The following is a 23,194-nucleotide window of genomic DNA, read 5'->3' on the forward strand; positions in this document are numbered from 1 at the left end:
GGCCGGCACCGGCGTTTCCTCCGCTCGGCGTGTCGTCGGCCTCCGGGCGGGTGACCACGCGATTCGGCGATAGCGTTCGGCAATGTTAGACTTGTTCCCGACGACCGCCCCGGACGTGTACTGCTTCGTGCCGACACATCACCCGGGGCTGATAAGTGGAGCCCGACTCCCACCGTTGCCGACGAGAAATCGTACCGGTCATACGGTCCGGTCACCCGCCCGATTTCGAGCGGGTTTCTCGTGCGGAATGCTTGTTTCGCGCGGAATCGGCGTACCCGTGCGCCGGTGACCGGTCGACTCGGGCCCCGTGATGGCGAAATACCATCCCGGGGCCTTCGTGTTGAACAAGGGGTTGCAGTTATTGCCTGCGGTCGTCCGACGACACCGCTTGACCTAGGAGGCCCCATCAGCACTGAGACCCGCATCAACGATCGCATCCGTGTTCCCGAGGTCCGACTCATCGGGCCTGGCGGCGAGCAGGTTGGGATCGTGCGTGTTGAAGATGCGTTACGCGTCGCCCTCGAAGCCGACCTCGACCTGGTCGAGGTGGCCCCGGATGCCCGTCCGCCGGTCTGCAAGATCATGGACTACGGCAAGTTCAAGTACGAGACCGCGCAGAAAGCGCGCGAATCTCGCAAGAACCAGGTGCAGACCGTCATCAAGGAGCAGAAGCTCCGCCCCAAGATCGACGACCACGACTACGAGACCAAGAAGCGCAACGTCGTTCGCTTCCTCGAGGCCGGGTCCAAGGTCAAGGTGACGATCATGTTCCGCGGACGCGAGCAGTCGCGTCCGGAACTGGGCTTCCGGTTGTTGCAGCGCCTCGCCTCCGACGTCGCCGAACTCGGTTTCGTCGAGACCTCTGCCAAGCAGGACGGTCGCAACATGACCATGGTCCTCGCGCCCCACAAGGGTGCGAAGACGCGAGTGAAGGCCCAGCAGGAGTCCTCGGCTCCCGCTCCGCGACCGCAGCAGTCCGCCCCCGCGCCGACCGCCGCCGCACCGGCCGCACCCGCCGCGGAACAGGCCGCGCAGGCCGATCCGCAGTAACACCGACAGAACCGGTGGTTCGGGAGAACCACCGGCACGAGACAGATAGAGGAATCCATGCCGAAGATGAAGAGTCACAGCGGCGCCTCGAAGCGATTCAAGGTGTCCGGCAAAGGCAAGCTGCTGCGTCAGCAGGCGAATCGTCGCCACCTGTTCGAGCACAAGCCCACCCGCCGGACTCGTCGTCTGGACGGCACGGAGGTCGTCGCGGCTGCCGACGTCCGTCGCGTGAAGAAGCTGCTGGGTATCTGACACCCGGGCAGTGTTCGCGACCGGAGACCATCCGGCGCCACCCCGACCGTATTCGGGCGCGAGGACCGCGCCCCTGACTTCGAACAGGACTGACCAGTGGCACGCGTCAAGAGGGCCGTCAACGCTCAGAAGAAGCGCCGTTCCATCCTCGAGGCCTCCAAGGGCTACCGGGGCCAGCGCTCGCGGCTGTACCGCAAGGCCAAGGAACAGCAGCTGCACTCGCTCACCTACGCCTACCGCGACCGCCGCGCGCGCAAGGGTGATTTCCGCAAGCTGTGGATCGCGCGCATCAACGCCGCGGCGCGGATCAACGACATCACCTACAACCGCTTCATCCAGGGCCTGAAGGCCGCGGGCGTCGAGGTGGACCGCAAGATCCTGGCCGAGCTGGCCGTGTCCGACGCCGAGGCGTTCGCCGGCCTGGTCGCGGTGGCCAAGGCAGCGCTGCCCGCCGACGTCAACGCGCCGGCCGCCTGAGTTTGGCACTTTCTCCGGAACGACCCGTGGACGCGCTGTCCGAGCGCAATCCACGGGTCGTTTCCGCTGTCAAGCTCCAGCGGTCCGCGCACCGGCGCAAGGCCGGACAGTTCCTGGCCGAGGGCGCCAATTCGGTGGCCGCCGCGCTGGAGACGGGGCGGGTGCGCGAGCTGTTCTATTCCGAACGGGCCGCGGGCCGCGAGCACGATCTCGTCGCGGGCGCGGCGGCGTCGGGTGTGCGGGTGACGTTGGTGACCGAGCGCGCGGCGCAGCGTCTCGGCGAGACGGTGACCGCGCCGGGCCTGGTCGCGGTGTGCGATCTGCTCGACGTCCCGCTCGCCGAGATCCTCGACCGGCGGCCCCGGTTGCTGGCCGTGCCGGTCGAGATCGCCGAACCCGGGAACGCGGGCACGCTGACGCGGGTCGCGGACGCGGTGGGCGCCGACGGCGTGGTGCTGGCGGGCGACACGGTCGACCCGCACAACGGCAAATGCGTGCGCGCCGCCGCGGGCAGCCTGTTCCACGTGCCGATCGCCCGGGGACGCGAGGTCGGCGCGACGCTGGACGCGCTGAGCGGCGCGGGGATCACCCTGGTGGCGACGGCGGCCGACGGCGAGGTCGACCTGGACGACGCGGGGGAGATCCTGGCGGGTCCGGTGGCGTGGCTGTTCGGCAACGAGGCGCACGGACTCGCTCCGGCCGTGGCGGCGCGGGCCGATCATCGGGTGCGGATCGCGATCCGGGGACGCGCGGAGAGCTTGAACCTCGCGGCGGCGGCCGCCATCTGCCTGTACGCGTCCTCGCGCGCGGTGTGATCGGCGCGCTGCCTGGGCCGATGGCGATGCCCACCGGTTCCTCGCGCGGTCGCCGGGTGGGGGTGGCGGTAATCCAGGTGAAGCCGCCATACGGCATCCCATAGGATTCCACCAGCAGCAATGTGGCAGGGCAGTCCGCCCCGCCCGTGTGAACCGACCCCAAGGGGAGAGACGAACGATCGTGGCCGACGACACGAATGACGCCTCCGAACAGAACGCGACGCTGACCGAGGAGTCGCTGGCCGCCGCCGCGGCGGCGGCCGAGAAGGCTTTCGCCGCCGCGGCCGATCTGGACGCGCTGGCGCTGGCCAAGACCGAACATCTGGGCGGCAAGGCCGCGCTGGCGCTGGCCCAGCGCGCGCTCGGGTCGATCCCGAAGTCGGAGAAGGCCGACGCGGGCAAGCGGGTCAACGTGGCCAGGGCGCGGGTGTCGGAGGCGTTCGAGTCCCGGCGCGCGGTGCTGCTGGCCGAGCGCGACGCGGCGGTGCTGGTCGCCGAGGCGATCGATGTCACCCTGCCCGCGAACCGGCATCCGGTGGGCGCGCGTCATCCCATCACGGTGATCTCCGAGCAGGTGGCGGACGTGTTCGTCGCGATGGGCTGGGAGGTGGCCGAAGGTCCCGAGGTGGAGACCGAGCACTTCAACTTCGACGCGCTGAACTTCCTGCCCGACCATCCGGCGCGCACCATGCAGGACACCTTCCACATCGCGCCGGAGGGGTCGCGTCAGGTGTTGCGCACCCACACCTCGCCGGTGCAGGTGCGGTCGATGCTCGAGCGCGACCTGCCGATCTACGTGGTGTGCCCGGGCCGGACCTTCCGCACCGACGAACTCGACGCCACGCACACCCCGGTGTTCTCGCAGGTCGAGGGTCTGGCCGTGGACAAGGGGCTGACGATGGCGCACCTGCGCGGCACGCTGGACGCGTTCGCCCGCGCGCTGTTCGGCCCCGAGACGCGAACCAGGATGCGCCCCAACTACTTCCCCTTCACCGAACCGTCGGCCGAGGTCGATGTGTGGTTCCCGGACAAGAAGGGCGGCGCGGGCTGGGTCGAGTGGGGCGGCTGCGGCATGGTGAACCCGAAGGTGCTGATCGCCAGCGGGATCGATCCCGAGGTGTACAGCGGGTTCGCGTTCGGGATGGGATTGGAGCGGACCTTGCAGTTCCGCAACGGCATTCCGGACATGCGCGACATCGTCGAGGGCGACGTGCGGTTCACGCTGCCCTTCGGTATCCGGTCCTGATTCCCCTCCGATCGAGAGAGCGAACACTGACGTGCGAGTAGCGCAGTCCTGGCTGACCGACATCATCCGGCGCACCGATCCCGAGTGGTCGGTGAGCGTCGAGGAGCTGGACGCCGGATTCGTCCGCGTCGGCCTCGAGGTCGAGGAGGTCGACCGGCTCGAGCGGGTGACCGGCGACATCGACAAGCCGCTGGTGGTGGGTCGGGTCGCCGAGATCACCGAGCTGACCGAGTTCAAGAAGCCGATCCGCTTCTGCAAGGTCGACGTGGGCAATCCGGAATTGCAGGAGATCGTCTGCGGCGCGAGCAATTTCGCGGTCGGCGATCTGGTGGTGGTGGTACTGCCCGGCGGTGTGCTGCCGGGCGGTTTCGCCATCTCCTCGCGCAAGACCTACGGGCACGTGTCCCACGGCATGATCTGCTCGGTCGCCGAACTCGGCATCGGCAAGGACCACAGCGGCATCCTGGTGTTGGAGCCGGGGACGGCCGAGCCGGGGACCGACGCCAACGATCTGCTCGGCCTGGACGACACGGTCATCGAGCTGAACATCACCCCCGATCGCGGCTACTGCTTCTCGGTGCGCGGTCTGGCCCGTGAGCTGGCCTGCGGTTTCGACCTGGAGTACGCCGATCCGGCGGTGCGTCTGCTGCCGGATGCCGCGGAACTCGCCTGGCCGGTCACCGTCGAGGCCGACTCGCGGTGCACGCGTTTCGCGGCGCGGCGGGTCACCGGCATCGATCCGGCGGCGGTCAGCCCGTGGTGGTTGCAGCGCAGGCTGTTGCTGTCGGGGGTGCGGCCGATCTCGCCCGCGGTGGACGTCACCAACTACGTCATGCTCGAACTCGGTCAGCCGCTGCACGCCTTCGACGCGGCGTCGCTGTCGGGCGGGCTGGTGGTGCGCACCGCCAACAAGGGGGAGACGCTGCGCACCCTGGACGACGTCGAGCGGGTGCTGGACGCGGAGGACGTGGTCATCGCCGACGATTCCGGCGTGATCTCGCTGGCGGGCGTCATGGGCGGCGCGAGCACCGAGGTCGGTCCCGACACCACCGATGTGGTGTTGGAGGCGGCGACCTGGAATCCGCTGCTGATCTACCGGACGGCGCGCAGGCACAAGTTGGTCTCGGAGGCGGGCAAGCGCTACGAGCGGGTCGTCGATCCGGAGATCAACGTCGCCGCCTTGGACCGGGCCGCGCACCTGTTGGCCGAGATCGCGGGCGGCACGGTCGAATCCGTGCTGACCGACGTGCGCGCGAGTGTGCCCGCGACCGAGCCGATCCGCATCGACCTGGATCTGGCCGACCGGGTCGCGGGCGTCACCTACCCGAACGGCACCTCGGCGCGGCGGCTGGCCCAGATCGGCTGCGCCGTCGAGGTGGCGGTGAACGAGGAGACCGGGCACGGTCAGCTGGTGGTCACCCCGCCGAGTTGGCGGCCCGATCTCGCGCAGCCCGCCGATCTGGTGGAGGAGGTGCTGCGGTTGGAGGGGCTCGAGCAGATCCCCTCGGTGCTGCCCACCGCCCCGGCCGGTCGCGGACTGACCGCTACGCAGCGTCGCCGTCGCGCCGTCAGCCGTGCGCTGGCGTTCGCGGGCGGCGTGGAGGTGCTGGTCCCGGTTTTCCTGCCCGCCGACGTCTTCGACGTGTGGGGTCTGGACGCCGACGACCCTCGGCGCGCCACCACGCGGGTACTGAATCCGCTGGATGTGGAGCGGGCCGAACTGGCCACCACCGTGCTGCCGGGCCTGCTCGAGGTGGCCGCGCGCAACCTCTCGCGCGGCGCGCGCGATCTGACGCTGTTCGGCATCGCGCAGGTCGTGCTGCCGGGGGAGGGGACCAGGTCCGTCGCGGCGCTGCCGGTCGACCGCCGTCCCACCGACGAGCAGATCGCCGAACTGCTGGATTCGCTGCCCGCGCAACCGGTGCGGGTCGGCGCGGTGCTGACCGGTCGCCGTGACCCGCGCGGGCCGTGGGGTCCGGGGCGGCAGGCCGAGGCGGCCGACGCGTTCGCGCTGGCGGATGTGATCGCCGACGCGGCGGGGGTGCGGATCGAGCGCCGTCCGGTCGCGCACCTGCCGTGGCATCCTGGCCGCTGCGCCGAACTCGTGGTCGACGGCGTGGTCGTCGGTTACGCGGGCGAACTGCATCCCGCGGTGCTCGAGCGGGCGGGTCTGCCCGCGCGCACCTGTGCGCTGGAACTGGATCTGGACGCGCTCCCGTTGGTCGAAGTTCGGCCGGTGCCGGTGGTCTCGCCGTTCCCGGCGGTTCTGCAGGACGTGTCGGTCAGCGTCGAGAAGGCGGTGCCCGCGGCGGCGGTGGAGTCGGCGTTGCGCGGTGGTGGCGGCGCTCTGCTCGAGGACATCGCGCTGTTCGACGTCTACGAGGGCGAGCAGGCGGGCGCGGGCCGCAAATCGCTGACCTACGCGCTGCGTTTCCGCGCGCCCGACCGCACCCTGACCGAGGACGAGGCCAGCGCGGCGCGTGACGCGGCGGTGGCGGCGGCGGGTGCGGCGGTCGGCGCGGTCCTGCGCTGAGCGCGGCGATGCGTCCGGTCCTGTGGCACCCGGCGAGTCCGATCCTCAACGCGCTGACTTTCCAGCCGGATCGGCGAATCCTCCAGACCCCGGCGGTGCTGGGGCTGGAGTACTCGGATCTGCTGATGCGCACCGCGGACGGCCAGACCGTGCACGGGTGGTGGCTGCCCGCGCCGAACGCGCGCGGGCACGTGCTGTTCGCGCACGGCAACGGCGGCACGATCGGCGATCGGGTGCCGCTGTACGCGCTGCTGGTGGAATCGGGTCTGGACGTGCTGGCCTTCGACTACCGCGGGTACGGGCGCAGCACGGGCAGGCCGAGCGAATTCGGTACGGCCCTGGATGCCCGCGCGGCCCGGCGGGCCCTGTTGGAGCAGCCCGGCGTCGACCCGGAACGGGTGCTGTACTTCGGGAATTCGCTGGGTGGCGGGGTCGCGGTGGAGTTGAGCACCCGGTATCCGCCCGCCGGGTTGTTCCTGATGTCGACGTTCACGGGCCTGCGGGACGCGGCCCGCTCGGTGTATCCGTATCTGCCCGCGCGCCTGGTGCCCGACGCGTATCCGAGTCTGCGGCGGGTGCGCGATCTGCGGGTGCCGGTGCTGATCATGCACGGCGACCGCGACGAACTGCTGCCGTTGCGGCACGCCGAGCGGTTGTACGAGGCGGCGGCCGAGCCCAAGCGGCTCGAGGTGTTCCCGGGGGCGGGGCACAGCGATCTGATCGTCACCGACGGCGGTCGCTGGACGCGGGTCGTGCGGGAGTGGACCACGCAGGTCCTGCCCGCTTGACGAACGCGTCCTGAAGGGGCCGCCCGCGCTGCGTAGCCTGGATGTATGAGCGAAGACAGCGGGATCACCGCGCGCCTGGCGGCGCTCTCGGACGCCGAACTGGTGGCGGTGCTGCGTCCGGTGGTGGCGGGGCGCTCGGGTCTGTGGGCCTTGCGCAACGTGCTGGAGGCGTTGGCGGGGGTGCGTGATGCGGAACTGATCGAGGATGTGAAACGGGACACTCCGTCCTCGGCGACACATCACTCCGACCTGGAGGCCGCGGCATCGGGGCAGGTCGGTACGGTTTTCCCGGTACCGGCGGTACCGACGGGGGAATCCGCGGTCACCGGCACCGCGCCGGTCGGCGGATATTCCCCGTCCGGTGTGCCGACGTTCGACTCGGTACGCGATAAGGTCGAGCGGCGTTTCGGCACCGCGCAGGGGATGGGCGAACTCGATCGGCAGACCCCGGCGGGCCGCGACGCGGACGAACAGTTCCGAGCGCGCGAACAGGCCGCGCGCGAGCGTCTGGACCGGATCCGGGAGTCGTTGCACGGCAAGGACGAATAACCCTCGGTCCGTCCCGGCGCGCCGAGCACAGGGATGGACGGATTTCCGATGAGCGAGCCCCGCGAGATCGCCGAACGACTGCTCGACGCCCAGGTCGACTACTTGCTGGCCGAGGTGAGCGGTGATCGTCTCGCCGAGGTGATCGGCCGCGACGTCGCCGATGTCCTTGCCGTCGCCGAGACCTTGGCGGTGCGCGAGGTGGTCGAGGTCGAGCAGGCCAAGCAGACCGTGCGCACGGTGGTCGACCTGATCGGCGGCAGTCCGGTCTTCGCCGATATGGCGGGGGTGTTCGCGGATTCGATCTACGACCACATCGCGGCCAACGACGACTACACCCTCGGGCAGGTGGTCGAGCGCGAACCGGTCGAGGCGCTGCTGGAGAAGATCTTCGGCATGCACCAGGCCCAGGAGCGGATTCTGGACCGGCTCACCGAGAGTCCGCTGGTCGCCACGGTCGCCTCCAAATTCGTGGACCGGTTGATCAACGATTTCGTCGCCGCCAACCGGGAGCGGGCCGAGAAGATTCCGGGCGTGTCCTCGCTGATGTCGATCGGGCAGCAGGCCGCCAACCGGGCCAAGAAGGCCGCCGACGGCACTTTCGTCGGGGATCTGGCGGGCAAGGGCGCGCTGTTCGCGCTCAAGCGCACCAACAACGCTATCCGGGAGATGCTGCGCGAGGCGCCGGTGCATTCGGCGGCGATGGAGTTCTGGGATCTGCACGCCGACGAACCGGTCAGCGGGTTGCGCGAATACCTGACCCGCAAGGACCTCAACGAACTGGTGCTGATGGTCTACGAGATCGCCGTCACCACCCGGGAGAAGGAATACCTCGGACTGCTGCTCGACGACTGCGTGGAGGTGTTCTTCGCCAAGTACGGCGACTACACCTTGGCCGCGATGCTGCCCGAACTCGGCGTCAGCGGCGACGACGTGGTCACCGAGATCCTGCGCTACGGCCCGGCCGTCATCGAGGGGGCCAAGCGTGAGGGCGTGCTGGCCCGGTTGATCCGCGAGCGCCTCGAGCCGTTCTACACCTCCGAGGCGGTACTCGCCATCCTCGCGGGCTGAATTCGCCGGAACGTGGCCGGCCCCGTCGGGTCGCGCGCTCGGCCTGGGTGTTCGTGGTGAAAGCCGTCGCCGCCGGGAGTTCGCCGGCCGCCGCCGGGCCGCGTTCGACAGTGTGATCTGCGCACGTCCACGAGCCCGCCGAGGGTTACCCGGCAGTACTGTTCAGGGATGACCGAATCGCGGATCGAGACCGACCAGGACGCCATCCGGCCGCTGCGCGACGACATCCGGTACCTCGGTGGCGTGCTCGGCGACACCATTCGCGATCACGAGGGCCCCGAGGTCTTCGACCTGATCGAGCAGGTGCGCATCGAGGCGTTCCGCATCCGGCGCGAGGAAGTCGGCCGCAGCGCGGTCGCGCGGATGGTGGCCGGTGTCGACATCGCGGTGGCGCTGCCGCTGATCCGGGCGTTCAGTTATTTCGTCCTGCTCGCCAACCTCGCCGAGGACATCCAGCGCGACCGGCGGCGCGCGGCCCACGAGGCGGCGGGGGAACCGCCGCAGGACTCCTCGCTGGCGGCCACCTACCGCAAACTCGACGCGGCGGCCCTCGACGGCGCCGAGGTGGCCGACCTGTTGGCGGAGGCGCTGGTGTCGCCGGTCATCACCGCGCACCCGACCGAGACCAGGCGGCGCACCGTCTTCGACGTGCAGACCCGTATCACCGAACTGATGCGGTTGCGGCAGCGCTATTCCGAACACGAGCGCGCCGATCTGGACAAGCGCATCCGCACGCAGGTGCTGGCGCTGTGGCGCACGGCGCTGATCCGGTTGCAGCGCCTGCGGATCCAGGACGAGATCGCGGTGGGGCTGCGCTACTACGAACTGACCCTGTTCGACGTCATCCCGGCGATCAACGCCGAGGTGCGCGCCGCGCTGCGCGAACGCTGGCCCGGTGTCGATCTGCTGCGACGCCCGATCCTGCGCCCCGGGTCCTGGATCGGCGGCGATCGTGACGGCAACCCTTACGTCACCGCGGCGGTGGTGCGGTTGGCGGCAGGCCAGGCCGCGGGCGTCGCGTTCGGCAGATACCTGCGCGAGTTGGAGAACCTGGAGAAGTCGCTGGCGCAGTCGGCGCGGTTGGTGCGGGTCAGCGACCGGGTCGCCGAACTGGCCGAGGCGGGCTATCCCGACGACGGCACCCACGCCGACGAACCGTACCGCCGTGCGCTGCACGCCATCCGGTTGCGCCTGTGCGCCACCGCGCGGACCGCGCTGAGCGCGGTCGGCGTCGATCCGGCCGAAGTGGTGACGGCCGCGCACGTCGCGGGCGACATCGACGCCGCGACACCGTATCCGGACCCGCGCGCGCTGCTCGACGACCTGGACGCGATCGACGCCTCCATGCGGGCCAGCGGTGACGACCTGCTGGCCGACGATCACTTGGCCGCCCTGCGGCACGCGGTGGAAACCTTCGGGTTCCACTTGCAGAGCCTGGACATGCGCCAGAACTCCGAGGTGCACGAGCAGGTGGTGGCCGAACTGCTGGCCTGGGCGGGCGTGCACGCCGACTACGCGAGCCTGTCCGAATCCGAGCGCGTCGATCTGCTCGCCAACGAATTGCGCACGCGCCGACCGTTGCTGGGGCCGGGCGCGCGCCTGGGTGAACTGGCCGAGAAGGAACTCGGGATCGTCCGCGCCGCCCGCGACGTGGTCGCGGCGCTGGGTCCGCAGGCGGTGCCGAACTACATCATCAGCATGTGCACCTCGGTCAGCGACATGCTCGAGGCGGCGCTGCTGCTCAAGGAGGGCGGCCTGCTCGACGCGGGGGCCGCCGACGCGCCGCCCGTCTCCTCGGTGGGCATCGTGCCGCTGTTCGAGACCATCGAGGATCTGGCCGCGGGCGCGGCGACGTTGTCGGCCGCGCTCGAGGTGCCGGTGTACCGGGATCTGGTGGCCGCGGGCGGGATGCGCCAGGAGGTCATGCTCGGCTACTCCGACTCCAACAAGGACGGCGGATACCTGGCCGCGAACTGGGCGCTCTACCGCGCCGAACTCGACCTGGTCGAGGTGGTGCGCAAGACCGGCATCCGGTTGCGGCTGTTCCACGGTCGCGGCGGCACCGTCGGTCGTGGCGGCGGGCGCAGCTACGACGCCATCCTCGCCCAGCCCGCGGGCGCGGTGCGCGGATCGCTGCGGCTGACCGAACAGGGCGAGGTCATCGCCGCCAAATACGCCGAACCCCGTGCGGCGCACCGCAATCTGGAATCGTTGATCGCGGGCACGCTGGAGTCGACGCTGTTGGACGTGGAAGGGCTCGGCCCGGACGCCGAACCGGCCTACGAACTGATGGACGACCTGGCGGCGCGAGCGCGGGCGGCCTACGCGCGACTGGTCCACGAGACCCCGGGGTTCGTGGAGTACTTCCGGCAGTCCACCCCGGTCGCCGAGGTCGGCGATCTGAACATCGGCAGCAGGCCCGCCTCGCGTAAACCCACCCAGTCGGTCGGGGATCTGCGCGCGATCCCGTGGGTGATGTCCTGGAGTCAGGCGCGGGTGATGCTGCCGGGTTGGTACGGCACGGGTTCCGCGCTCGAGGAGTGGGTGGGCGGCGATCCCGAGCGGCTGGCGGTGCTGTCGGATCTGTACCGGCGTTGGCCGTTCCTGCGCACGGTGCTGTCGAATCTGGCGCAGGTGATGGCCAAGAGCGATCTGGACATCGCCGCCCGCTACGCCGACCTCGTCGAGAACGAGACGTTGCGCGACACCATCTTCGGGATGATCCGCGAGGAGCACGAGCGCACGGTCCGGATGCACGCGGCGATCACCGGCAACGATCACCTGCTCGCCGACAACCCGTCGCTGGCCGAATCCATCCACAACCGCTTCCCGTATCTGGAGCCGTTGAACCAGATGCAGGTGGAGTTGCTGCGCAGGCTGCGCGCGGGCGACGATTCGGAACTGGTCAAACGCGGAATCCTGTTGACGATGAACGGTTTGGCGACCGCGTTGCGCAACTCGGGGTAGCGCGTGGACATCGACCGGCAGGCCGTCGAGGCCCTCACGGACCGGGTGATCGGTCCCGAGCACAAGGCGCTGCCGCCCGCCGCCTGGGGCTCGACCGTCCGCGAATTCCTCGCCACCGCACCGGTTCCGGCCGATTTCCAGACCCCGTTGCTGACCCTGGACCGGGCGGCGTTGGCGGCCAATACGGCGATCATGGGCGACTGGGCCGCCGCGCACGGCGTGCGCCTGGCCCCGCACGGCAAGACGACGATGGCCCCGCGCCTGTGGGCCGACCAGTTGGCGGCGGGAAGCTGGGGTCTGACCTTCGCCACCCTGTGGCAGGTCCAGCTGGCCCGCGCCTACCGGGTGCGTCGGATCGTGCTGGCCAACGAAGCGCTGGACCCGGTCGGCGTGGCCTGGCTGGCCGCGGAAGCCGAGCACGACCCGGAGTTCGAGTGCTGGTGCTGGGTCGACAGCGTCGTGGCGGTCGACCTGCTGCGGCGGCGGTGGCCCGCGGGCGCACCGCCGTTGCGGGTGCTGGTGGAGGTGGGCGGGCCCGGCGGGCGCACCGGAACCCGTGACCTCGCGACCGCGCGCGCCGTCGCCGACGCGGTACACGGCGCGGACACGCTACGTCTGGCGGGCGTCGGCGGGTACGAGGGCATCCTCGGCGCGGACCGGGGGCCTGCCGCCCTCGCCGCGGTGCGCGCCATGCTGGACGCGATCGCCGGCCTGCACGAGTACCTGCGGGACGGGGTGTACGACGACGCCGCGCTCGTCACCGCGGGCGGCAGCGCCTACCCGGACCTGGTGGTCGAGCGGCTGGCGGAGTTGTCCGACGAGGCGGGCGCGCGCGGAACACCGACCACCGTGGTCCTGCGCGCGGGGGCCTACCTCGTCCACGACGACGGGTTCTACGCCGGGATCTCACCGCTGACCCCGGACCGCGCGCGCCGTCCGCTCCGTTCGGCCATGCACGGGTGGGCGCGGGTGGTCTCCCGTCCCGAACCGGGCCTGGCCCTGCTGGACGCGGGCAAACGTGATCTCCCGTACGACAAGGGATTCCCGGTCCCGCAACGGGCGCTGATCGACGGTGCGTGGACGGCTCTGCCGGACGCCTCGGTCACCGGTATGGACGACCAACACGCTTACCTCCGCCTCCCCGCCGAGACGGCGCTTCCCGTGGGATCGACGGTGCGTCTGGGACTTTCCCATCCCTGCACGGCCTTCGACAAGTGGCGACTCATCCCGGTCCTGGACGACGTCGAAGCCCCCGCCCCTCGCGTGATCGACTTGGTCCACACCTTTTTCTGACCGCCGCCCAGCGCTGGTCGGGACGCGCGGCACGGGCCGGAACCGCGCGGCAGATCATGGTCACGCTTGCCCGTCGGTGTGCCCGGCCACCGGCGGTTGCGTTGCGACCGGTTGGGATCGCCGCGCCGCCACAGGTTCCGGAATCCCTCAGTGGTCGAGGCCGTAGCGGCGGGCCATGGCGGCGGCGATCGCGGTGATCTCGGCGCGCAGGTGCGGCGGTTCCAGGATTTCGATGTGCTGGCCGAGGAACAGCACGCCGTGCAGCAGGACCGGATAGGACTCGGCGGGCAAGGTCAGGCGGACCCAACCCTCGGCGTCCGGGGCGGACATCGACGCGCGCGCTTCGGCGACGGCGGCGGGCTCGAAACCCAGTCCGAGCAGTCCGAGGTGTTCCGCGTCGACCCGGCACACCGCCCGCACCCGCAGCATCGAGCGGGCGAAATCCTCCTGCGCGGCCCGCCAGTGGGCGGCCAGGTCGAAATCGGCCGGGCGGGTGAAGGGTTCGTCCAGCGCGGCGGCGGCGCGGATGCGGCTGACGCGGTAGGAACGGATCTCCGGGACGGAACCGTCACGGTGACGGTCGATTTCGGGAGGTCGAGGTGCTGCGTCATCGTCACGATGACGGGCCACCAGGTACCAGGTGCCCGCCTTGAGGACCAGGCCCAGCGGGTCCAGGGTGCGGCGCACGGTCTGGTCCCCGCGGTCATAGTCCACGGCGAGGCGGCGGTCGCGCCACAGCGCGTCGGTGAGGGTGGCCAGGGTGGGGGTCTGTTCGGGGCGATGGAACCAGCCCGGCGCGTCGAGGTGCACCCGCTCGGCGATGCGGGTGGCGCGGCCGCGCAGTTCCGGCGGCAGCGCGGCCAGCACCTTCAACTGCGCGGTCGCCAGCATCGCGCCCAGACCCAGATCGGCGGCGGCCCCCGGCAGGCCCGCAAGCAGGACCGCGTCAGCCTCCTCCGAGGTCAGGCCGGTCAGCCGGGTGCGATATCCCTCGATCAGTCGCACGCCGCCGCCGCGCCCCTGTTCGCAGTACACCGGTACGCCCGCGGTCGACAGCGCCTCCACATCGCGGTAGATCGTGCGCACCGACACCTCGAGTTCGCCCGCCAACTCGCCCGCGGTGACATGACCCCTGGTTTGCAGGATCAACAGCAACCGCACCAGTCTGCTCGCGCGCATCGCCCGAGACTAGCCGGTGAACCTGACAGCAGATGACAGGTTCACCTCGTAGCGTCATCTCGCCGTCGAGGTGGTCGAGGACCACCTGCGGATCACCGTGTGGAGGCCCGGGGCGGGGGAGCGCGTGGTCCAGAAGCGCTGAAGCGCCGAGCGGTTCAGGGTACGGGGAAGCTTTGGTCGAGGAATTCGGCGAAGACGTGGCGCGAGATCTGGGTGGGCCAGACACCCCAGGCGACGTCGTAGCCGTGTTCGGCGTAGGGCAGCGGTTGCAGGGTGTGCGGGACGCCCGCGCCTTCCAGCGCCTCGGTCAGCGCCCTCGATTGGTCGAAGGGCACCACGTGGTCCCTGGTGCCGTGCAGCAGCAGGGTGGGCGGCAGTCCCGGTCGCACATAGGTCAGGGGCGAGGCGGCGGCGTAGCGGTCGGGCACGGACTCCGGCGGGCCGCCGAGATAGTCGGTGAGAACCTGGTGGGTGTAGTCCGGGTCGCCGGAGTCGCGCCAACCCGCGGCCAGGTCGGTGGGCGGGTAGAAGGCGGTGACGGCGCTGACCGAGGTGTCCCCGACCGGGCAACTCGGCGTGATCCGGTCGTCCGAATAGGCCGCCAGCAATGCGAGATTGCCGCCCGCCGACGCGCCCGCCGCCATGACCCGGTCCGGGTCGATGCTGAACTGCCTGGCCTGCTGTCTGATCCACCCGATCGCGCATTTCACGTCGGCGGCGGCCTGATCCCAGCGCGGCGGCGGCGCGAGTCGGTAGTCGACGCTGAACACCGCGTAGCCCCGGTTGCGCAGCCATTCGCGCCAGCGCGGCGACTGTCCCCGGTCACCGGAGGTGAATCCGCCGCCGTGTACCCAGACCACGGCGGGCCGCGGCCGATCGACGTAGTCGGTGGGCACCATCGGTTCCAGCAGCAGTGGTGTGCCGTCGACCGTGGCGTAGGGCACCGCGAGCGAATCGTCCGCGCCGCCGGTGTTCAGCCCTTCGGTCAGGTAGTTCAGCACCGACATGTCCGCGCCGACGCGATCGGCTTCGCGCCAGGCGGCCGACTGCGGGAAGAACGCGGCCACCGCCCCGAGGACGGACACGAGCGCGATCAGCGCGCCGAGCAGGCGCAGCGCCGTGTGGTTGCGGCGTTGCAGCAGGATCAGGCCGATGCCGAGGCCGAGCACGCCCGCGGCGATCAGGTACAGGCCGTAGTCGCCGGTCACGAAGGACACCGGGATCAACGCCGCGGGAATGGTGGCCGAGGCGATGACGTAGGCGGCCGTGCCGAGCGCCGCGGCCAACGCCACCCCGAGGAGTGTGACGATCGAGCGAATCAGCATGGGGCCATTAACCCAGATGCCGCCGCCCGGCCGGATCCGGCGCGCCGCGCGGGAGTTCAGTCCAGGTCGACCCGCACGGTGAGCAGTCGGCCGCCTTCGGCGAGCTTCCTGAGCAGGACGCCGTCCGCGCGGTAGCCGGGGCGGCCCACGCCGAGGGTGCGGTGCCGGGCGAGGCTGTCGTCCTCGGGCAGTGGGGTGGCGGTGCCGGTGCGCCAGCGCGGCAGCAGGCCGTCGCGGAAACGCGCGGGCTTGACCTTGACGCGGATGCGCGGGTCGGCCTCGATGTTGCGCACGAACGGCGATTTCTCGCCCAACCCCGCGATGAGCCAGAAGGTGTCGCCGTCGATGCCGTTGGCGACCGGGACCTGGCGTCGCTTGCCGGTGCGCCGCCCGGTCGTCTCGAGCAGGGCGAAGGTGGGCGGCGCGATGCCCAGTCGCAGCGCCGTGACCATCACGGGGTGCAGGATGCGTTTGTTGAACGACTGTGCTGCCGGTGACAAGGCCATGGTGACTCGTTTCTGCTCGACACCGGCACGGTTCCCGGTGACTCGATCGTGGTACTGCGCGCAACCCGCCCCGGGTGAAGGGCCGTCGAATACTCGGGTGCGCAACCGAATTGGGGCGACCGCCGCGGCCCGCACACGATTCGAGACCGTAACAGCGACGGGCCCGCCGCGCCAGCGTATCGGCGCGAGGTGTCCGTCCGCGTCGATCGGCGGGCGGGCGGTGTCAGTGTGGCTTGCGGTTGCCATGACTTCGCTGAACGGCGAACCGACCGTTCGGCGGGTGTCGGGTAATCCAGCTTTTCGCCCCGGATTCCGCGGTCGCCCGGAAGGTGCGGAACATGGGTTTTCGGATGGCGTTCGTACGGTGTGCAAGCGCCGGGCGGGCGCGCGTCCGCCCGGTCCGCGACGCGGACAGCGCACCCGTGCCGGGGTCGCGCCGGTGGTTCGGCGGACCTGCGCGGCGCACTCGGACAGCTCGGGCAAACAGCCAGCTCGGATGGAGTGTCGCCCCTCGGCGGACCCGCTCCGGGCAACTGGGCCCGGGCGGTTCCGTACTCGGCGAAACAGTAAGTTGGACAGTCGATCTGACAGTGTTTGGTGGACATGTCCCCGCAGTTGTGCCGCGGTGTCGGGCGGGTGGTCCGCAGTCGATCGGGCGTGCGGGCGGCCGGTGCGCGGGCCGCCCGATCGCGAGCGTTTGCCGGGCGCTTCGCGAGGGTTGTCCGGTGCCCACATTCTGGGACTCGGCGTTCGAAACGTTGACAACCGACGGTCGCGGCAACCTACTGTGAGTGCCACCGGCGACGAGCCGGGTCAGCCGGAGCCCGCTTGGCGGTGCCTGTGTTCGAGGTCGAGCAGGGGAGGGGACTACGTCCCATGAACGATGTGATAGCTACGAGTTTGCCTGATGCCCTGGAACGTGCCGCCGCGGAACATCCCGACGTGCCGTTCCTGACGGATACGCCCTGGGTTCACGCCGCCGAGGAGATCCGCACCCAGGGGCAGCTGGCGCGCCACGTGGCGGAGCTGGCCGACCGATTGTGGTCCGCCGGAGTGCGTTTCGGCGATCAGGTGGTCGTGTGCAAACGCAACAACACCGACATCCTGGCCGTCGCCGTGGCGGCCCAGCGCCTGGGCGCGGTGCCGGTCCTGTTGTCGGAGAAGCTGCTTCCCGAGGAGCTCTACGCCTCGTTCGAGAAGTTGAACCGGCCCTACGCGGTCCTCGACGACCACACCGCGGCCCGATTCGGCGATCTGGCCGAACGCCTGGGCAAACTCACCACCGCCCTGCTCTCGCTGAGCGAGACCGAGGTGACCTGGCTGACCCACGCCACCGCCACCGAGACCCACGAGCGGCACCGCAACACCCTGGACGAGATCGCGGTCATCAACCACACCTCGGGCACCACCGGCTACCCGAAACTGGTCCCGCACACCCACGCCTCGCTCTACGCGCACGCCGCCGCGATCATCGCGCTCAGCCGCAGCGTCAGCACCCAGCCCGGAAAGTCGTTGCGCTGCTTGTCGTTCGTGCACGCCCGCGCGTGCTCGGCGCTGCTCATCCTGCTCGAACTGGGTATGCCGCTGATGGCGGTCACCGATCCCGAACCCGAGCACGTCAAGCAGATCCTGCTCGACTACCAGCCCGACACAATCGAGACCCACCCGAACATCTACCTGCGCTGGGAGGGGCTGGCCGCCGACCCGAGCAGGCCGCTGGGCTCGGTGCGCCGCTACATCGGCACCTTCGACGCCATCCACCCGCGCACCGTGCGCGCCCTCATCACCGGGTCCGATCAGCCCGACGTGGTCTACCTCCAGGGCTACGGGCAGACCGAATGCGGCCCGATCACCGTGGGCATCGCGAGCCGGGCCAACCTGGACACCCTCGAGTCGCGGGTCGTCGGCGCGCCGCTGGGCGGGTTCACCGAGGTCCGCGTGGTCGATGACGAGGGCACCGAACTGCCCGCGGGCACGGCCGGGAACTTGCAGGTCAAGACGCACGGTCTCCAGGTCGGCTACGTGGGCGGGGAACAACTCGCGCCCGGTTCGTGGTGGAATCTGGGCGACGTCGGCCGGTTGCGCGAGGACGGTCTGCTCGAACTGCACGACCGCGCCTTCGACAAGGCCGAGGGTCGGGTCAGCCTGCTCGAACTCGAGGACCGCCTGCTCGGGGCGCTGCCCGAACTCGCCGAGGTCGTGTTCGTGAAACCCGAGGACGGGTTGGTGGCGGTAGTCTGTCCGCGCGACGGCGAAACCCTCGACTCCGCGCGCTGGGACGAACTCGCCGCCGAACTCGGCATCGCCGAAGTGCCCGTGGTGCAACGTCGTTGGGAGGAGATCCCGTTCACCGGATCGTGGAAGGTGCGTCGCAACCTGCTCGCCCGCGCGCTGCAGGCGGCCGAATGAGGTCCGGGGGCGGCTGTCTCGACGGGGCCGGCCGTGTCCGGGGCTGATCGATTCCCGGTGCGGCACACGGTGTCCGGTCCCACCGGAGTCCGTGTCGTCGTGCACGCGACGGCCGATCCCGAACCGGGTCGGCCCGTCGCGGTCCTGATCCACGGCACCGGATACGTGGCCCAGGTCTGGGAGGAGATCCTGCCCGCCCTGGCCCCCACGCACACCGTGCTGGCCATGGATCGGCGCGGTCAGGGGCTCAGCGATCAGCCCGCCGAGGGCTACGACTTCGTGGACTTCGCCGACGACCTGTGCGCGGTGATCGACCATTTCGACCTCGCGGGCGCCTATGCCGTCGCCCACAGCGCGGGCGCGACGGACGCGCTGCTCGCGGCGGCCCGTCGGCCCGCGGCCTTCGCGCGGATCTTCGCCGTCGAACCGACCGTGATGATCCCGCGCGAGGATGTCGTCCCCGATCAGCCGCTCGGTCAGATCCCGAGCTTCGTCCTGGGCAAGGTGCGCGAGCGCCGCAGCGAATTCCCCGACCCCGAGCAGGCCCGCACGCGGCTGGCCAGGGGTTCGGGATTCGCCGGCTGGCGGGACGCCCCGCTGCGCGCCTTCGTCGAACACGGTCTGGTGCGGCGCGACGGCGCGTGGCACCTGCGCTGCGCACCGAGTACCGAGGCGGCGATGCTGCTGCCGATCTTCCGCGCGATGGAGCAGTCCTACGCGAATTCGGAGATCTTCGCGTCACTGGCGACGCTGCGGGTACCGGTGTGCCTGGCCTCCTGTCAGTCGTCCGAGCCGGTCTACGCCCCCATGGTCACGGCCGCGGAGAAACTGCTCCCGGGTCTGGAACGCACGCATTTCGCCACCGGGCACTGCGTGGTCCAGCAGGACCCGGACGCCTTCGCCGCCGCGGTCCTGCGCTTCGCCGAGAGCTGATCTCCGCCAGGCTCTTCCAGAAAGTGTGAGTGGTCCCCCCATGACCGTCGATCTGCCGATCAACGGTGCCGCCGGAGCGTCGCTCGATCCGGAACTCGAAGTGGCTCCCGTCCATCGTCACGCGATGGTCGACATTTCGCTGCGGCTACCGTTCCACCTCTACCAACAGGTCTTCGCCTCCGCGTCGTACTCGTTCCTGCTCGACAGCGCCAAACAGGACGCCCGCCTGGGCCGGTACTCCTTTCTCGGCGGCGACCCGTACCTGGTCTTCCAGGCGCGCCGCGCCGCCGAGGGACATCCCAGCGGCGACGTGCAGGTGCGGCTCACCGACTCCTCGCCGGGTGTGCGCGGTCCCGAGGTGCGCGCCTACCGCACCGGCGACGTCTTCGGCGAGTTGGCCGGACTGCTCGACCGGTTGCGGGTGCGGCCCACCTCGACGGCGGTGCCGTTCACCGGCGGCGCGGTCGGCTATTTCGGTTACGAGGCAGCCGCTTTCGTCGAGGATGTGCCCTCCTCCGGGGTGGACGACATCGGCGCGCCCGACGTGCTGTTCATGTTCGTCGACAGCGTGTTGGCCACCTGCCACGAGACCGGTCGCTGCTACCTGTCGATCGTCGGCCGCGGGCAGACCGTCGACCAGGCCGAGGCCGAGATCGCGCGGGTGCGCCGCCGTTGGCTCGAACGGATCGCCCACCTCGAGGACAATCCGCCCGCGCCCTGGACGGGGCCGACCCGCGCGGTCGAACCGCCGCCGGTGTGGTCGGCCAACGACCGCGCCGAATACGGCGCGCTGGTCGAACGGGCCAAGGAGCACATCGCCGCGGGCGACGTGTTCGAGGTCTGCCTGACCCACCGGTTGACCTCGCCGCGCCTGCGCGGCAGCGCCTGGGACCTGTACCGCGAACTGCGCCGGATCAATCCCGCGCCGTTCGCCGCGTTCCTGTCCGTGCCCGGCCTGGCCGTGGTCTCCTCCTCGCCGGAGCGGTTCCTGCGGGTGGATCGCGACGGACGCGCCGAGAGCAGGCCGATCAAGGGCACCCGGCGACGCACCGGCGTGGCCGAGGAGGACGAGCGCAGTCGCGTGGCATTGGGGACCGCGATCAAGGACCGCGCCGAGAACATCATGATCGTGGACCTGGTGCGCAACGATTTCGGCCGCGTCTGCGAGGTGGATTCGGTCGAGGTGCCCGAACTGCTGGTCGTCGAGGAGTACGCGACGGTGTTCCAACTCGTGTCCACCGTGGTCGGGCGACTCCGACCCGGCTGCACCGCACTGGATCTGGTGCGTTCGGCCTTTCCGGGCGGATCGATGACCGGTGCGCCGAAGATCGAATCGCTCAAGATCATCGACAGTCTGGAGCGCCGCCCGCGCGGCATCTATTCCGGCGCCATCGGCTATCTGGACCATTCCGGCCACGCGGATTTCAGCATCGTGATCCGGACGTTCGTCGTCAAGGACGGGCTCTGCCATTTCCACGTGGGCGGGGCGATCGTCACCGACTCCGATCCCGACGGCGAATACGACGAGACCATCGACAAGGCACGGGCGCTGGTCACCGCCCTGCGCAACGTGCAGGCGATCTTCGCGCCCGAGGACGGACACGAGAACCGTGACATCGGCGCGGATTTCGGCGCGGTGAGGCAGGCGCGACAGTGAAGACGATCATCCTGGACAACTACGATTCGTTCACCTTCAACCTCTACCAGTACGTCGCGGGGTTGGACGAGGCGCCGCTGGTGTTCCGCAACGACGAGGTGTCCGTGGGCGATATCGCCCGCGAGAACCCGGACCGGATCATCATCTCGCCCGGACCGGGCTCCCCGGAGGACCCGGACTATTTCGGGGTCTGCCTGGAGACCATTCGCGAACTCGGGCAGCGCATTCCGATTCTCGGCGTCTGCCTGGGCCACCAGGGGATCGTGCACGCCTTCGGCGGGCGCATCGTGCGCGCCGAACAGCCCATGCACGGCAAGACCAGTTGGATCGAACACGACGGGCGCGGGGTGTTCACCGGCCTGCCCGCCACGGTCGAGGTGATGCGCTACCACTCGCTGGTGGCCGAGGCGGCCAGTCTGCCCGACTGCCTGGCCGTCACCGCCACCACCGGCGACGTGCTGATGGGTGTGCGACACCGCGTCCACCCCATCCACGGCGTGCAGTTCCATCCGGAATCCATCGGCACCGCCACGGGCAAGGCGATACTCGGCAATTTCCTCGCGGGCGGGTGGGCCGGCGAGAATCACGACTACAGCGAACGGGTGATGAGCAGATGAGTGACTACCCAGACAATCCCCTGGTGGTCGTGGGTCTGGCGTGTAATTTCCCGGGTTCGGCCGACAGTCCCGCCGCGTTCTGGTCGCTGCTGGAAGGCGCGATCGACGCGACCGGTGAGATTCCCGAGGAGCGCTGGGACCGGGGCCGCTACTATTCGCCCGAACCCGCCGTCGGGAAGATGTACGCCGAACGCGGCGGATTCATCGACGACGTCTGCGGTTTCGACGCCGAATTCTTCGGGATCAGCGAATCCGAGGCGCGCGGCATGGACCCGCAGCACCGGATCCTGTTGGAGACCACCTGGAAAGCGCTGGAGAATTCCGGGATCGCGCCGTCGTCGTTGAGCGGCACGAAGACCGGGGTGTTCTTCGGTCCCGCGCAGAACGAATTCCTCGGCCGCAATTTCCGGCACGCGGGCTTCGGCGGCGTGAACGGGCTGTTCTGCATGGCCGCGGGCCGGGTCGCGCATTTCCTGAACCTGTCCGGGCCGACCTTCGCCCTCGACACCGCCTGCTCGAGTTCGCTGGTGGCGCTGCACGTGGCCTGCCAGAGCCTGCTGGCGGGCGAGTGCGAGACCGCGATCGTGGCGGCCTCGCAGGCGATCGTCAATCCCATTCAACACCTGCTGCTCTCGGAGCTCAACGTGCTCTCGCCCGACGGCCGCTGCAAGACCTTCTCCGAGGACGCCGACGGTTTCGCCCGCGCCGAGGGCTGCGGCGCGCTGATCGTCATGCGCCTGGACCAGGCCCGACGCCGTAGGCTGACCCCGCGCGCGATCGTGCGGGGCACCGCCATCAACCACGACGGGCACACCCCCGCCCTGATCGCGCCCTCGCCCGATGCCCAGCGCGAGGTGCTGGTGCAGGCGCTGGCCCGGGGCGGCATGCGGCCCGAGGAGGTCACCTTCGTCGAGACCCACGGCACCGGGACGGCGGTGGGCGATCCGAAGGAGGTCGACGGCATCCTGCGTGCCTTCGGGGCCGAACGCACCGGCCGGGTGACTCTCGGCGCGGTGAAGACCAACCTCGGTCACCTCGAGCAGGCGGCCGGGATGGCGGCGCTGGTCAAGACCGTGCTGAGCCTCGAACGCGGGGAGATTCCGCCCAATCGCCAGGTGGGGTCGCTGAATCCGGCCCTGGACCTTGCCAACGCGCCCGCCCGGGTGCCGACCCAGCGGGTGCCCTGGCAGCGCAACGACCGGGGCGCGCTGGTCGCGGGCGTGAGCGGTTTCGGGTTCTCCGGCACCAACGCGCACGTGCTGCTCGAGGAGTTCCGCGCCGAGCAGGAAGCGCCGGCCGGACCCGCGCGCGACGCGCACCTGCTGTGCCTGTCGGCCAAGACGGCCACCGCGCTGCGTCGCCAGGCCGCCGACCTGGACGAATTCCTGCGCTGCTCGCCGAGCACCGGCCTGGCCGAGGCCGCCTACACCCTGGCGGTGGGTCGGTCCGCCTTCGATCACCGACTCGCCGTGGTCGCCGCGGACGTCGAGCAGGCGCGTCGCGCGCTGCGCGCGGCCGCGGCCGAGCGGT

At 70.3% G+C, this 23,194-nt stretch carries 19 protein-coding genes; 16 read left to right on the forward strand and 3 right to left on the reverse strand.

Features of this window, described 5'->3' with window-relative positions; translation table 11 throughout:
- Positions 1-360: 360 nt before the first annotated feature.
- From infC to ON30_RS10470, 11 genes are all read left to right on the forward strand, one after another.
- Positions 361-1,050, forward strand: a complete 690-nt coding sequence (infC, locus tag ON30_RS10420; protein WP_083911295.1) for a translation initiation factor IF-3 — start codon at positions 361-363, stop codon at positions 1,048-1,050.
- A gap of 57 nt (positions 1,051-1,107) precedes the next feature.
- Positions 1,108-1,302 (forward strand): 50S ribosomal protein L35, encoded by a 195-nt coding sequence (gene rpmI, locus ON30_RS10425; RefSeq protein ID WP_040706116.1) that lies wholly within the window; start codon positions 1,108-1,110, stop codon positions 1,300-1,302.
- Between the two features lie 96 nt (positions 1,303-1,398).
- Complete coding sequence (gene rplT, locus ON30_RS10430) at positions 1,399-1,779, forward strand: 50S ribosomal protein L20 (RefSeq protein WP_040706118.1); 381 nt, start codon at positions 1,399-1,401, stop codon at positions 1,777-1,779.
- A gap of 26 nt (positions 1,780-1,805) precedes the next feature.
- The gene (locus ON30_RS10435) at positions 1,806-2,594 is read left to right on the forward strand and encodes a TrmH family RNA methyltransferase (protein WP_040706120.1); all 789 of its coding nucleotides are present in this window, start codon (positions 1,806-1,808) and stop codon (positions 2,592-2,594) included.
- A 181-nt stretch (positions 2,595-2,775) separates the two neighbouring features.
- A complete protein-coding gene (pheS, locus tag ON30_RS10440) occupies positions 2,776-3,840 on the forward strand; it encodes a phenylalanine--tRNA ligase subunit alpha (RefSeq protein WP_040706122.1) in 1,065 nt (354 codons plus the stop codon).
- 31 nt (positions 3,841-3,871) lie between these two features.
- Positions 3,872-6,373, forward strand: coding sequence for a phenylalanine--tRNA ligase subunit beta (gene pheT / locus ON30_RS10445; protein ID WP_040706124.1), 2,502 nt, complete (start codon positions 3,872-3,874; stop codon positions 6,371-6,373).
- A gap of 8 nt (positions 6,374-6,381) precedes the next feature.
- Positions 6,382-7,161: an alpha/beta hydrolase gene (locus tag ON30_RS10450; protein WP_245553995.1), complete on the forward strand. Its 780-nt coding sequence runs from the start codon at positions 6,382-6,384 to the stop codon at positions 7,159-7,161.
- Between the two features lie 45 nt (positions 7,162-7,206).
- Positions 7,207-7,710, forward strand: coding sequence for a hypothetical protein (locus tag ON30_RS40360; RefSeq protein WP_051029159.1), 504 nt, complete (start codon positions 7,207-7,209; stop codon positions 7,708-7,710).
- A gap of 48 nt (positions 7,711-7,758) precedes the next feature.
- Positions 7,759-8,778: a hypothetical protein gene (locus tag ON30_RS10460; RefSeq protein ID WP_040706151.1), complete on the forward strand. Its 1,020-nt coding sequence runs from the start codon at positions 7,759-7,761 to the stop codon at positions 8,776-8,778.
- A gap of 168 nt (positions 8,779-8,946) precedes the next feature.
- Positions 8,947-11,745 (forward strand): phosphoenolpyruvate carboxylase, encoded by a 2,799-nt coding sequence (gene ppc, locus ON30_RS10465; protein WP_040706126.1) that lies wholly within the window; start codon positions 8,947-8,949, stop codon positions 11,743-11,745.
- 3 nt (positions 11,746-11,748) lie between these two features.
- Positions 11,749-13,038 carry a type III PLP-dependent enzyme domain-containing protein gene (locus ON30_RS10470; RefSeq protein ID WP_040706128.1) on the forward strand — a complete coding sequence of 430 codons (1,290 nt, stop codon included), beginning with the start codon at positions 11,749-11,751 and terminating at the stop codon, positions 13,036-13,038.
- A gap of 147 nt (positions 13,039-13,185) precedes the next feature.
- On the opposite strand, the gene ON30_RS10475 is transcribed toward ON30_RS10470, so the two are convergent.
- The 3 genes from ON30_RS10475 to ON30_RS10485 all read right to left on the reverse strand — a co-directional run bounded on the left by ON30_RS10475 (position 13,186) and on the right by ON30_RS10485 (position 16,048).
- Positions 13,186-14,217: a helix-turn-helix transcriptional regulator gene (locus tag ON30_RS10475; RefSeq protein ID WP_040706130.1), complete on the reverse strand. Its 1,032-nt coding sequence runs from the start codon at positions 14,215-14,217 to the stop codon at positions 13,186-13,188.
- A gap of 155 nt (positions 14,218-14,372) precedes the next feature.
- The gene (locus ON30_RS10480) at positions 14,373-15,542 is read right to left on the reverse strand and encodes an alpha/beta hydrolase (RefSeq protein ID WP_040706132.1); all 1,170 of its coding nucleotides are present in this window, start codon (positions 15,540-15,542) and stop codon (positions 14,373-14,375) included.
- Positions 15,543-15,598: 56 nt separating this feature from the next.
- On the reverse strand, positions 15,599-16,048 hold the full coding sequence (locus tag ON30_RS10485; RefSeq protein ID WP_040706134.1) for a nitroreductase/quinone reductase family protein: 450 nt from the start codon (positions 16,046-16,048) through the stop codon (positions 15,599-15,601).
- A gap of 876 nt (positions 16,049-16,924) precedes the next feature.
- Between ON30_RS10485 and ON30_RS10490 the strand changes: the two genes are divergently transcribed.
- From ON30_RS10490 to ON30_RS10510, 5 genes are all read left to right on the forward strand, one after another.
- Positions 16,925-18,457 carry a class I adenylate-forming enzyme family protein gene (locus ON30_RS10490; protein WP_083911292.1) on the forward strand — a complete coding sequence of 511 codons (1,533 nt, stop codon included), beginning with the start codon at positions 16,925-16,927 and terminating at the stop codon, positions 18,455-18,457.
- 69 nt (positions 18,458-18,526) lie between these two features.
- On the forward strand, positions 18,527-19,390 hold the full coding sequence (locus ON30_RS10495) for an alpha/beta fold hydrolase (RefSeq protein ID WP_157183682.1): 864 nt from the start codon (positions 18,527-18,529) through the stop codon (positions 19,388-19,390).
- A 40-nt stretch (positions 19,391-19,430) separates the two neighbouring features.
- Positions 19,431-21,047 (forward strand): aminodeoxychorismate synthase component I, encoded by a 1,617-nt coding sequence (gene pabB, locus ON30_RS10500; protein WP_063719859.1) that lies wholly within the window; start codon positions 19,431-19,433, stop codon positions 21,045-21,047.
- On the forward strand, positions 21,044-21,664 hold the full coding sequence (locus ON30_RS10505) for an anthranilate synthase component II (RefSeq protein ID WP_051029161.1): 621 nt from the start codon (positions 21,044-21,046) through the stop codon (positions 21,662-21,664). Before pabB ends, ON30_RS10505 begins: the two co-directional genes overlap by 4 nt.
- Positions 21,661-23,194, forward strand: a 1,534-nt coding sequence (locus ON30_RS10510; RefSeq protein ID WP_218006245.1) for a beta-ketoacyl synthase N-terminal-like domain-containing protein, incomplete at its 3' end; no start/stop codon positions are given. The genes ON30_RS10505 and ON30_RS10510, both read left to right, overlap by 4 nt.

Origin of the sequence: Nocardia takedensis NBRC 100417 (assembly GCF_000308695.1) — a bacterium.
Lineage (GTDB): Bacteria > Actinomycetota > Actinomycetes > Mycobacteriales > Mycobacteriaceae > Nocardia > Nocardia takedensis.

What these genes read in the sequence shown, in the direction of transcription:
- rpmI (WP_040706116.1), top strand. Translation starts at nt 1,108, where the DNA reads ATGCCGAAGATGAAGAGTCACAGCGGCGCCTCGAAGCGATTCAAGGTG.
- ON30_RS10450 (WP_245553995.1), top strand. Translation starts at nt 6,382, where the DNA reads ATGCGTCCGGTCCTGTGGCACCCGGCGAGTCCGATCCTCAACGCGCTG.
- ON30_RS40360 (WP_051029159.1), top strand. Translation starts at nt 7,207, where the DNA reads ATGAGCGAAGACAGCGGGATCACCGCGCGCCTGGCGGCGCTCTCGGAC.
- ON30_RS10460 (WP_040706151.1), top strand. Translation starts at nt 7,759, where the DNA reads ATGAGCGAGCCCCGCGAGATCGCCGAACGACTGCTCGACGCCCAGGTC.
- ppc (WP_040706126.1), top strand. Translation starts at nt 8,947, where the DNA reads ATGACCGAATCGCGGATCGAGACCGACCAGGACGCCATCCGGCCGCTG.
- ON30_RS10475 (WP_040706130.1), bottom strand. Translation starts at nt 14,217, where the DNA reads ATGCGCGCGAGCAGACTGGTGCGGTTGCTGTTGATCCTGCAAACCAGG.
- ON30_RS10480 (WP_040706132.1), bottom strand. Translation starts at nt 15,542, where the DNA reads ATGCTGATTCGCTCGATCGTCACACTCCTCGGGGTGGCGTTGGCCGCG.
- ON30_RS10485 (WP_040706134.1), bottom strand. Translation starts at nt 16,048, where the DNA reads ATGGCCTTGTCACCGGCAGCACAGTCGTTCAACAAACGCATCCTGCAC.
- ON30_RS10490 (WP_083911292.1), top strand. Translation starts at nt 16,925, where the DNA reads ATGAACGATGTGATAGCTACGAGTTTGCCTGATGCCCTGGAACGTGCC.
- pabB (WP_063719859.1), top strand. Translation starts at nt 19,431, where the DNA reads ATGACCGTCGATCTGCCGATCAACGGTGCCGCCGGAGCGTCGCTCGAT.